Origin of the sequence: Mogibacterium pumilum, assembly GCF_002243385.1 — a bacterium.
Taxonomy (GTDB): domain Bacteria; phylum Bacillota; class Clostridia; order Peptostreptococcales; family Anaerovoracaceae; genus Mogibacterium; species Mogibacterium pumilum.
The window spans coordinates 110301-120698 of the sequence record NZ_CP016199.1 but is presented as its reverse complement, the minus strand read 5'-3'; the positions used below and the strand labels follow the sequence as shown (position 1 = coordinate 120698).

Here is a 10398-nt window from a genome sequence, read left to right as displayed (position 1 = left end):
TCATGATAGACAAGAATCAGATTTCTGAAGAGGACTATCTGGCAGGAAAAGGGACGGACTACAGAAATACTTCGTTTCTACAGGTGTATAACCATGCAGGAGAGGCTTGCCCTAAGTGCGGGAGCAAGCTTGAGAAAACTGTGATTGCAGGCAGGAGCAGCGTGTACTGCCCTAATTGCCAGAAGTGATTTTGGTGGTATGGTAAATAAAATTAAGCGTAAGAAAGGTGGACCTAATGTCCACCTTTTGTTCGTTCTCGTGAGTCGAAGCCTGTGAGATCCTTCACGACTTCGCTAGCTATTGCAAGTCCTGCAGCGGCAGGGACAAATGGTGTTGACCCGGGAGCTACTCTGCCGGCAGTTCCTTTACCTTCGGTCGCTTCACCCTCGGGGATAATCGGTACGATAGGCTCCTCGCTGGAGCATAGAACCTTTACACCCTTGATACGCCTATCTTTAAGACCTTTTCGTATAACCTTGGCTAGCGGATCCATCGAGGTCTTTGTGATATCCATGATCTCTAATTTTGTAGGATCAACGCGGTTACCGCAACCCATACAGGAAATTATCGGAACTCCCACGCTTTTGCATCTTTCGATGATGTCGAGCTTTGCAGACACAGTGTCGACGGCATCCACAACGTAGTCATATTCCGTGAAGTCAAAATGCTCCGCAGTCTCCGGCAAGTAGAACATCTGGTGCCCACGCACTTCGCAGTCTGGATTCAGAATTTTAATTCGAGCCTCACATACTGCTATCTTGCTTTCGCCGATAGTTTCATGAGTGGCGATAATCTGCCTGTTAATATTTGTCAGGCTGACATCGTCGTTATCGATGATATCAAGAGCGCCGACCCCAGCCCTAGAAAGTGCCTCTACCACGTAGCCACCGACCCCGCCGACGCCAAAAACCGCAACGCGGCATCCTCTCAGTCGCTCGATTGCATCTGTTCCATATATTAATTCACTTCTTGAAAATTGATTAATCATATACTCGCTAGGGACTCGAACCCCGTGTTTTTGCATCGAAATTTGCCAACATAAATCGCTATAAATTATTACAATAAATCACTGAAATATCTTACATTATTATGCAAACTACGTCCAGTTAGTGATATAATTTCGTTCGTATACACTGGAGGTTTTAACGATGTTTAAATATGTCGCTGCTCCGCTGATTGGAGCACTTATAGGATATTGCACTAATTATATTGCGGTCAAGATGCTGTTTAGACCGCGCCATGAGAAATACATCTTCGGTCACAAGGTTCCGCTGACACCTGGAGCTATACCGAAGGGCAAGTCGAGACTTGCAAAGTCCGTAGGAGACGTTATCTCTAATCACCTCGTCACGAGCGAAGATATCGAGAGCAAGGCACTTGATAACGAAGCGGAGAACGCTGTTGTCACACGCGTTATGAACATTCTGAAGTCGGACATCGACAATGGATTTAGAGCGATTTCATCTTCTGAGGAGGAGTATGAGGCGATTACGACAAACCTCGACTATGCGGTGACAGAGCGAATGGCGGATGCGGTTAAGAGCATTAATTTTACAGATATTATCAAGGTTAAGGGCGGTCAGATAATCGGGGAACAGCTCGGCGGTTCTATACTGGGGATGTTCATAAATCCAGAGATGATAGACGGTATTCTCGATTCGATCTCGGATAATATCGGAAGATACGTCGATGAACACTGCTATAAATTCTTGGCACCAGAGGTTAGCCGCAGTATGGGTAAACTGCGCGGCGACAACGTTTACGACATGATAACGAGTAATGGCGTGAGCGACAAGGAGTTGCGGGAGAAGGTGCGAGAGGTTTATAGGAATGCAGTAAGGACTGTTGTTCCAGCAATAATTGCAAAGATGGATATCGCAGGGATGGTCAGACAAAAAATCGAAGATATGGAAGTCGAGCAGCTTGAGAATATGGTCATGGAGGTCATGGCGAAGGAGCTCCATACCATCGTCAATCTAGGAGCGCTTATCGGGTTTGTGCTGGGGCTAATTAATCTGCTTTTTTAGCTGAAACGGACTAAAAACACTGAAAATACACCAAAGAATGACTAATTATAAACAAAGCCTGTTGTACCTTGCGGCGGTCAAATGCATGATGTAAAATTAATACGGCTAAACAAATTATTTATTAATTTTTGTATAGAAATGAAGGAGATATAGATGAAGAATTTTGTAATCGAGATGGAAAACGGTGCAACGATGAGTGGTGAACTCTACGAGGATATCGCACCTAAATCAGTTGAGAATTTCGTAGAACTCTGCGAGAAGGGATTCTATGATGGACTGATTTTCCATAGAGTTATTCCAGGATTCATGATTCAGGGTGGATGCCCTGATGGTACAGGCATGGGTGGTCCTGGATATAGTATTCCGGGTGAATTCTCGGCAAATGGATTCAAGAACGACCTCAAGCACTCGAGAGGTGTTCTCTCGATGGCTAGATCGATGAACCCTAACTCGGCTGGCTCCCAGTTCTTCATCATGGTTGAAAATGCACCACACCTCGACGGTCAGTACGCTGCATTCGGTAAGGTTACAGAGGGTATGGACGAGGCAGACCGCATCGTTTCCGTTCCACGCAACATGATGGATAAGCCGAACGAGGATCAGGTAATCAAGACTATTACCATTAAGTAGTAATACCTGCCTAAACAGGTGTTTTAGCGACTTTGTGCCGTTATATGCGAAGATTCGCCGCACTCATACGAGTGTGGCGTTGCCTATTTATAAGATGTCAGGAGGTAACCGTGAAATCTGATAAAAAGATTATAATAATTGGACATAAGAATCCTGATACGGATTCAATATGCTCAGCGATTGCCTATGCTGAGATCAAAAATCGAATTACAAACACCAACAACTATGTAGCACGCCGTGCCGGAGAGCTTAACGGTGAGACGCAGTTTGTGCTTGAGAAGTTCGGAATAGATGTACCCGAATACGTGGACAATGTTGCGACTCAGGTTAGAGACATGGAAATTCGCCATACACCAGGAGTGCCTAAAGAGATGACTATCAAAGAAGCTTGGGGCATCATGGGGAGGAGCGAAGCTGTCACTCAGCCGATTACGGAGAACAACAAGGTCATAGGACTTATCACGAAGGGGGATATCGCCCGTACGTTCATGGATGCGGAGAGTAGCGGATTCCTTTCTAGTACGTCTCCTAGATTTAGCGATATTGCAGCCACTATCAATGGGCAGATTACTGTTGGCGATGGCAGTATGCACTTTAATCAGGGAAAGGTACTCGTTGGCGCAGCCCTCGTAGAGAGGATGCAGGGCGTCGTTCAGGAGCATGACCTAGTAATCTTGGTAGACCGCAAAGAGAATCAGATTGGAGCGCTCGAGGCCGGGGCAGGATGTATCATACTGTGTCTTGGTGCAAAGGCATCTAAGGAAGTTGCCGAGCTCGCAAATGAGAAAGGTGCCGTAGTCATTGAGACAGAACTCGATACTTTCTCGGTATCAAGGGAAATAGACAAGAGTGTGCCGCTAGAAGCATTTATGACATCTGATGGAATCGAAGGCTTTAAGCTGGATGACTATACGGACAGTGTAAAGTCGAAGATGGGAGCTACTAGGCATCGAGCGTTTCCCGTTACTGATAGCAAAGGTCGTTACGTCGGAACAGTTTCGAGGCGTAACCTGCTCAATATCAGGAGGAAGCAGGTAATTCTCGTAGATCATAACGAGAAATCACAAGCGGTAGATAATATCGACGATGCGGATATTATCGAGATTGTAGATCACCACAGACTAGGAACTATTCAGACTCTGCAGCCGATATTTTTCAACCTGCAGCCGGTTGGGTGTACCGCTACGATTCTGTATCAGATGTATATAGAAAGAGGAATTGAACTGCCTAAGCATATTGCGGGACTTCTCTGTGCGGCAATAGTATCCGACACATTGATGTTTAGATCGCCGACATGTACGACACAGGACAAGATGGCGGCTGGTGCGCTTGCGTTAATCGCAGGTATAGACATAGAATCTTTTGCAGCAGAGATGTTCGAAGCTGGCTCAGACCTCAAGGATAAGTCGGCAGAAGAGATTTTCTATCAGGATTACAAGAAGTTTACATTCGGAAGCTCGAGCTTCGGAGTTGGACAGATTAGTTCGATGAACGATGGAGAACTTAACAATATCAAGGAGTTGCTACTTCCGCTTATGGAGCATGAATGTGGTAAAAATAAAGTTTCAATGGTATTCTTCTTGCTCACAGATATCAAGCATTCCTCTTCAGAGATGCTGTATGCCGGCGAGCATGCAGGCGAGATGATAATGAATGCATTTGAGGATGCAACACCTACAGAGGGTGGATTTAAGATAGACGGACTACTATCACGAAAGAAACAGCTAATTCCGGCGTTTATGGACGCGATTCAAGGCGTTTAAAGTATATTTAGCTATAAGGAAGGACAGAAATGGATTACAAGAGAATTCTTAAGGAAATTCTGAACATCGGCAGAGAGATGCTTCGTGCAGGTGCCGAGGTTAGTAGAGTTGAGGACAGTATGTACAGAATGTGCAAGAGCTACGGCTTCACGCACGCAGATATCTGGGTTATCTACAGCAATATTCAGGCAACTGTTGAGACAGCGGATGGGAATATCATCACTCAGATTAGACATATCCCTTCGACTTCAGTTAACTTCGATAAGCTTGACTATCTCAACAACTTGTCAAGACGCGTATGTAGTCAAAAGCCGGAGCCAGATGAGATTGAACGCATGTTGCAGGAAGTTCTCAACAGAACACCGCAGCCAGCATATCTGGAATATCTCGCAGGAATCCTCGGTGGAGCAGGCTTCGGTGTGTTCTTTAACTGTGGTGTTAAGGATGCGATTATCGCTGTGCTGTCCGCGGTAATTATCGTTTTCCTAGGTAGAAGATTAGCGAAGACGGAGAACAATCCTTTAATTTCCAATTTTATTCAGGCGTTTATCACAGAGATTTTCATAATCATCTCTGTATATGTGGGCTTTGCGGAAAAGTCAGGCAATATCACTGTTGGTGTAGTAATGCTCCTTGTCAGTGCGCTCGGTTTCACCAATGGAATCAGCGACCTACTGCACAAAGATACGCTTGCAGGAATACTTAATATTTCAAATTCTATAATCGGAGCAGCTGGAATTGCCTTCGGTATAGCTTCAGCAATTCTACTATTCAAGGGGGTATTCTAAGATGACCGAATTAAATCCAAGCCTTATAATACAGTTTATTTCATGTACCGCTGCCTGCGTGGGCTTCGGTCTATGGTTCAATGTTAAAGGTAAGCAGGTTATGTTCTGCGGAATAGGTGCGTTTTGTACATGGGGAATGTACGTAATCACAGATGAAATTCTCCACAATTACTTCTTGGCAACTCTTATCAGTGCTATATTTGTAGCTGGCTATGCGCAGGTTATGGCGAGAGTGAACAAAGCACCTGCCACTATCTTCCAAAGCGTGTGCGCATTTCCTTTAGTACCGGGAAACAATCTTTACTTCGTAATGTATGCGATGGTAATGGATATGCCTAAGGAGACGGCGAGTGAAGGTAAGCAGTTAGTTCTGAACTGCCTCGGAATTGCAATGGGATTCATGGTAATAGAGATCGTAAATAAGTACGGAACCATATTCTATCGAATGCTTAAAAAGGCTTAAAATTTTTCATGAATTAGATTAAAAAAATAGCCACAAAAAGGTTGTATAGGTGGTACTATATAGTCTAAGAATTTTACCTGGAAGAGGAAATATGGCTAGACAAGAGAGAAACAAGCAAGCTACAGATGCAGCTAGAAAATACATCAAAGAAATTAATACAAAAAAAGTAGCAAGTATAGTCTTGCTGCTTTTTCTTGTCGTCTTTCTATTTAATTTATTTAAGTTCAATCGCAAAGTTCCAGTTGGAAAAGACGAGATAGACAAGAACAGAAAGAGTGTAGAGGCTATTCAGAAGAATTCCGTAACGAGTGTTGAAGAGGCTGTTTCGGCACTCGGCGGTGAAGTTTCTGCGAATGGAAAGAATAATAAGGCTAGGTATATGAGCAAGTTTAAGGGTAGCATCGTTGTAGGCGACTCGGTTACTGAGGGTCTAAGCGTATATGGCTGGCTTAGTGAGGATCAGGTATTTAGCAAAATCGGCTCAAGTGTTATGACTGGTGACGATTTATTCTCAAGTGCCGCGGGAACATATCCAAGTACAGCGTTCTTTGCATTTGGAATGAATGACATGGGTAACTATAGAGGTGACGAAAAGGCATTTGTCAAGAAGTACGGGGAAAGACTTAAGGCGTTCCACAAAGCTTCGCCAAAGACTAAGATTTGTGTATGTGGCATCTCGGCACCTACCGATGCGGCGATGGAAAAGAACAAGTCGATTAGCTACTATAAGAAATTTAACAGTGCCATCAAGAAGATGTGTGCTAAGAATAAGTACGTATATATTCCAACAGCGGATATTCTGCAGAAACATCCAGAGCTTTATGCTGGTGACGGTATCCATGCGCAGGCAACGTATTATCCGTACTGGCTGGATAGGATGATTGAGGAGGCAGAACTGTAGATGAATACTAAATCACGTAGAGATGCTATAAGATATGGCAGAATCCTAAAGTGTGTACTTATTGTTGTGCTGTTTGCATTTCTCACTATAGTGTATAGTCGTGAAAATGCGAAGGATGTTTCGATGGATAAGATTGAGGCACAGCTTATTAAGAAGACTAATATAGAGAAGCTACAGAAGCAGAAACCTCGTGACCTCGTGCAGTTCATCGGGCTAGATGCTAACAATTATGAGGCTGTTCTGTATTACAAGAGCAAGGAAGCTCTGTCTGTTGACGAGGTCCTCGTCATCAAGGTCAAGAATAAGTCTGATGTTAAGGCTGTCAAAGATGCCGTGGAGCAGCGCATCACCAGCCAGATAGAGGCATTTGACAATTACGGACCAGAGCAGGTCAAGGAACTTAAGAATGCAATTGTAACTTCGAGGGGTGAGTACGTATTCTACGGAGTTGCCAAGGATCCGGATAAGTATGAGGAGGTACTATTAAGTGTTATTTAGCAGTATTATCTTCATATTTTATTTCCTTCCGATTACGATGCTCGTGTACTATCTGATTCCGAAGGAGCAGACGGGAAAGCGCAACATAGTGCTGCTCGTTGCCAGCTTATTCTTTTATAGCTGGGGTGAACCAGTCTATCTATTCCTGATGCTGTACAGCGCGTTCTTCAACTACTTCATGGCCATTCAGATTCACAATGAGCAGAAGTATGGAGGAACCGGCAGGAGAAACCTACTGTTTACAGTGGTAGTAGACCTGTTGATACTCGGCTTCTTCAAGTATTTCGGGTTCCTTATGGATACCATTACATCGATTACAGGATGGCACATTCATTACACTTCACTCGCACTGCCAATCGGAATTTCGTTCTACACTTTCCAGGCGATGTCGTATGTATTTGACGTGTACAAGGGAAAGGTTGCACCGCAGTATAGCTTGCTCAAGTTCTCGCTATACCTATCGTTCTTCCCACAGCTCATCGCTGGACCGATTGTTAAGTACAGGGATGTTGAATTTCAGATAGACAATCGCGAGACTAGCCTTGTTAAGTTTGGTGAGGGCTCGTCGAGATTTATTCTCGGACTAGGCAAGAAGGTTATTCTTGCAAATGCACTTGGCTCGCTATACACAGAGATATCCGGCCTGCCGCATGGTCAAGTATCGGTGGTGCTATACTGGGTTGGAATCGCTTCTTATACGCTGCAAATATATTTCGACTTTAGCGGATATTCCGACATGGCGATAGGCCTTGGCAAGATGTTCGGTTTCGTATTTGACGAGAACTTCAACTATCCATATATCGCATCGACTATCACGGATTTCTGGCGTAGATGGCACATGTCGCTCTCTAATTGGTTCCGTGAGTACGTATATATTCCACTCGGCGGGAACAGAGTAAAGGTGCACAGACACATTCTCAACTTGCTCATAGTATGGTCGCTGACTGGTCTATGGCATGGTGCGAGCTGGAATTTCGTGCTCTGGGGTGCATACTTTGGAGTGCTGCTTATACTCGAGAAGTATGTATATGGCAAATATCTAGAGAAGATGCCAAACTGGTTTAGACACGTATATGCGATAGTCATAGTTATGATAAGCTGGGTGTTCTTTAGTATCACAGATATCAGCAAGGCTCTATCGTATCTCGCTGTTATGTTCGGACTCGGTAAGGTGTCGTTCATAAATATTACAGCACTGTATTACATAAGGACGAATTTTATAATGTTGATCGTCGGTGCATGTGTGGTAACACCATATCCAATTGAGAAATTCAGAGAGCTATATAAGAAGAAACCGGTGGTAGGAACTGTGCTGGTGTTCGCAGTACTCATAGTTTCTGTCGCATACCTGGTATATGGTTCGTATAATCCGTTCCTATACTTCAGGTTCTAGCGTTGAGGAGTAAGTTTTGAAGAAGATTAACCGTTTTAGAAATGAAATAAATGCCGAGCTCAAAAGTTCGGAGAACAAAATGGCAGCGTACACCGGTGTCATTTTTGTGTTTGTTCTTGCGGCTGTATTCCTTATAAATCTCATAGTTCCAGATAAGTCGTTCTCAGCTTCTGAAAACCGTATGCTACAGGAGTTCCCGAGCATATCTGTTTCGAACTATTTCGGCGGTAGGTTAGAATCCAAGATGGATAGCTACGTGAACGACCAGTTCCTTCTGCGAGGGTCTTTTATAAAGGTTAAGTCGGCTGTCGACGTTACCGAGGGCAAGCTCAAGGCTAATGGCGTGTATAGAGCACACGATGGCTATCTAATTGAAGACATAGTGACACCAAAGCAGAAGACACTGAATACGGTGGAGAATTCGCTCAAAGAGTTTAAGGCGAAGTACCCTAATCTAAGCATGACATTCCTTCTTGCGCCAAATGCGGGAAATATCATGTCCGACAAGCTACCGATAACTGTCCGACTGGCGGATCAGAACAAGACGATGGATGATTTTTACCGGAATATCAAGGCTTCAGGAATTAAAACTATAGATGTAAGGAAGACTTTCAATAAGAAGAAAGAAGATGTACAGCTATACTATAGAACTGACCACCACTGGACGAGCGATGGAGCGTACATCGCATATAAGGCGATTGTTCCAGCGCTGGGCGCAGGTATGCCGATGGAGTTTGAGGGTAAGGTTGTGAAGAATGACTTCGCGGGAACCATGTACTCGAAGAGTGGATTTACAGGCGGAAGATACGATAGTATCAAGATCAATCTGCCTAAGAATAAGAAGGCGACAAAGCCTTCGGTCATCTACTATGGTGACACTAAGAAGAAAACTACTAAGTTCTATCAGCTTAAGAACCTGGATAAGAAGGATGCGTACACGGTATTTGGAGGTAGTAACCATCCGATGTACACGGTCAAGACTCCGACAGAGTCTAATAGGAGGCTGCTCCTGATTAAGGACTCGTACGCGAACAGTGTGATTCCGATGCTAGCGCAGCATTACCGCGAAATCGTGGTTGTGGATCCGAGATATTACTTTGATAATGTCGATGACCTGATTGCTTCAGAGGGAATAACCGATGTGTTGTTCCTTTATAATGCGAATACGTTCTTTGCGGATGATTCGCTGTCAATGATGTTTCAATAAAAAAGTGAAGCGTGAGCCTCGGCAAAGAGTCTCGTTTGCTTGACGAATTATATGAAAGCTGCGAAACTTGATGTGTTGAGACAATTCTCGCTTTCATTAATTCGTTACAGCGCAAACCTTGAACTTGCCGAAACCTCACGCTTCACTTTTTTATTTCCACGACTCTTGGCTGTGACGATTGGGTAAGTGGAAGCGAGCAGCTGGCAGCAGACTGCGTTTACTTGGCAGATTATACAAAGTCTGCGAGACTTGTAATGATAAAACAATTCTCGACTGTGTTAATCTGCATCGGCGTAAACCGCGGATACTGCCGAAACCTCACACTTCACTTTTTTATTTCCACGACTCTTGGCTGTGATGCCTGCAGATATAAATCGCAACGTGTTTCATATATAGTACTTGCTAAAATATAATAATATATGATAAATTAATAGAAAATTTATATCTATAAAAAAATTGGAGAAGTGTGTATCATGATAAAGAAGATTTCATCTATTGTTATTTTAGTCTGCATTATTTTATTTAATATCACACCAATCGTTATGGCAGCCGACTATGCAGAACTTGGTGATTCATCAGCAGCAAGCGGAAGCTTATCAGAAGAAACAGAACAAACAGCAGATAACACACCCAGTATAAGTGGTGTGAATGTTTCTGGTGACTTTAATGAGGGTACTCGTGGTCCCGACTATTTTAAGAATATCAAAATTGATTTGATAGGAGAGAAT

At 43.7% G+C, this 10398-nt stretch carries 12 protein-coding genes; 11 read left to right on the top strand and 1 reads right to left on the bottom strand.

Annotated elements, in window-relative coordinates:
• Positions 1-188, top strand: a 188-nt coding sequence (locus AXF17_RS00580; RefSeq protein ID WP_094233332.1) for a zinc finger domain-containing protein, incomplete at its 5' end; no start/stop codon positions are given.
• Positions 189-232: 44 nt separating this feature from the next.
• Here AXF17_RS00580 and AXF17_RS00575 read toward each other — a convergent pair.
• Positions 233-988, bottom strand: a complete 756-nt coding sequence (locus AXF17_RS00575; RefSeq protein ID WP_094233331.1) for a tRNA threonylcarbamoyladenosine dehydratase — start codon at positions 986-988, stop codon at positions 233-235.
• Between the two features lie 160 nt (positions 989-1148).
• Here AXF17_RS00575 and AXF17_RS00570 point away from each other — a divergent pair, with 160 nt between their 5' ends.
• The 10 genes from AXF17_RS00570 to AXF17_RS00525 form a co-directional block, all read left to right on the top strand.
• Positions 1149-2027, top strand: a complete 879-nt coding sequence (locus AXF17_RS00570; protein WP_094233330.1) for a DUF445 domain-containing protein — start codon at positions 1149-1151, stop codon at positions 2025-2027.
• A 153-nt stretch (positions 2028-2180) separates the two neighbouring features.
• Positions 2181-2657, top strand: a complete 477-nt coding sequence (locus tag AXF17_RS00565; protein WP_094233329.1) for a peptidylprolyl isomerase — start codon at positions 2181-2183, stop codon at positions 2655-2657.
• A gap of 110 nt (positions 2658-2767) precedes the next feature.
• Complete coding sequence (locus AXF17_RS00560; RefSeq protein WP_207651567.1) at positions 2768-4420, top strand: putative manganese-dependent inorganic diphosphatase; 1653 nt, start codon at positions 2768-2770, stop codon at positions 4418-4420.
• 29 nt (positions 4421-4449) lie between these two features.
• A complete protein-coding gene (locus AXF17_RS00555; protein WP_094233327.1) occupies positions 4450-5208 on the top strand; it encodes a threonine/serine exporter family protein in 759 nt (252 codons plus the stop codon).
• 1 nt (position 5209) lies between these two features.
• Positions 5210-5671 carry a threonine/serine exporter family protein gene (locus AXF17_RS00550; RefSeq protein ID WP_094233326.1) on the top strand — a complete coding sequence of 154 codons (462 nt, stop codon included), beginning with the start codon at positions 5210-5212 and terminating at the stop codon, positions 5669-5671.
• A 91-nt stretch (positions 5672-5762) separates the two neighbouring features.
• Positions 5763-6572, top strand: a complete 810-nt coding sequence (locus tag AXF17_RS00545) for an SGNH/GDSL hydrolase family protein (protein ID WP_094233325.1) — start codon at positions 5763-5765, stop codon at positions 6570-6572.
• Positions 6573-7070 (top strand): DUF4358 domain-containing protein, encoded by a 498-nt coding sequence (locus AXF17_RS00540; protein ID WP_094233324.1) that lies wholly within the window; start codon positions 6573-6575, stop codon positions 7068-7070.
• Positions 7060-8463, top strand: a complete 1404-nt coding sequence (locus AXF17_RS00535) for an MBOAT family O-acyltransferase (protein WP_094233323.1) — start codon at positions 7060-7062, stop codon at positions 8461-8463. The genes AXF17_RS00540 and AXF17_RS00535 overlap by 11 nt, the downstream gene beginning before the upstream one ends.
• 16 nt (positions 8464-8479) lie before the next feature.
• Positions 8480-9670, top strand: a complete 1191-nt coding sequence (locus AXF17_RS00530) for a DHHW family protein (protein ID WP_094233322.1) — start codon at positions 8480-8482, stop codon at positions 9668-9670.
• 473 nt (positions 9671-10143) lie between these two features.
• Positions 10144-10398, top strand: a 255-nt coding sequence (locus AXF17_RS00525; protein WP_169711285.1) for a hypothetical protein, incomplete at its 3' end; no start/stop codon positions are given.

Excerpts from the sequence above, each read along its gene's own strand:
- AXF17_RS00575 (WP_094233331.1), bottom strand. The coding sequence starts at position 988 with ATGATTAATCAATTTTCAAGAAGTGAATTAATATATGGAACAGATGCA.
- AXF17_RS00570 (WP_094233330.1), top strand. The coding sequence starts at position 1,149 with ATGTTTAAATATGTCGCTGCTCCGCTGATTGGAGCACTTATAGGATAT.
- AXF17_RS00565 (WP_094233329.1), top strand. The coding sequence starts at position 2,181 with ATGAAGAATTTTGTAATCGAGATGGAAAACGGTGCAACGATGAGTGGT.
- AXF17_RS00555 (WP_094233327.1), top strand. The coding sequence starts at position 4,450 with ATGGATTACAAGAGAATTCTTAAGGAAATTCTGAACATCGGCAGAGAG.
- AXF17_RS00550 (WP_094233326.1), top strand. The coding sequence starts at position 5,210 with ATGACCGAATTAAATCCAAGCCTTATAATACAGTTTATTTCATGTACC.
- AXF17_RS00545 (WP_094233325.1), top strand. The coding sequence starts at position 5,763 with ATGGCTAGACAAGAGAGAAACAAGCAAGCTACAGATGCAGCTAGAAAA.
- AXF17_RS00540 (WP_094233324.1), top strand. The coding sequence starts at position 6,573 with ATGAATACTAAATCACGTAGAGATGCTATAAGATATGGCAGAATCCTA.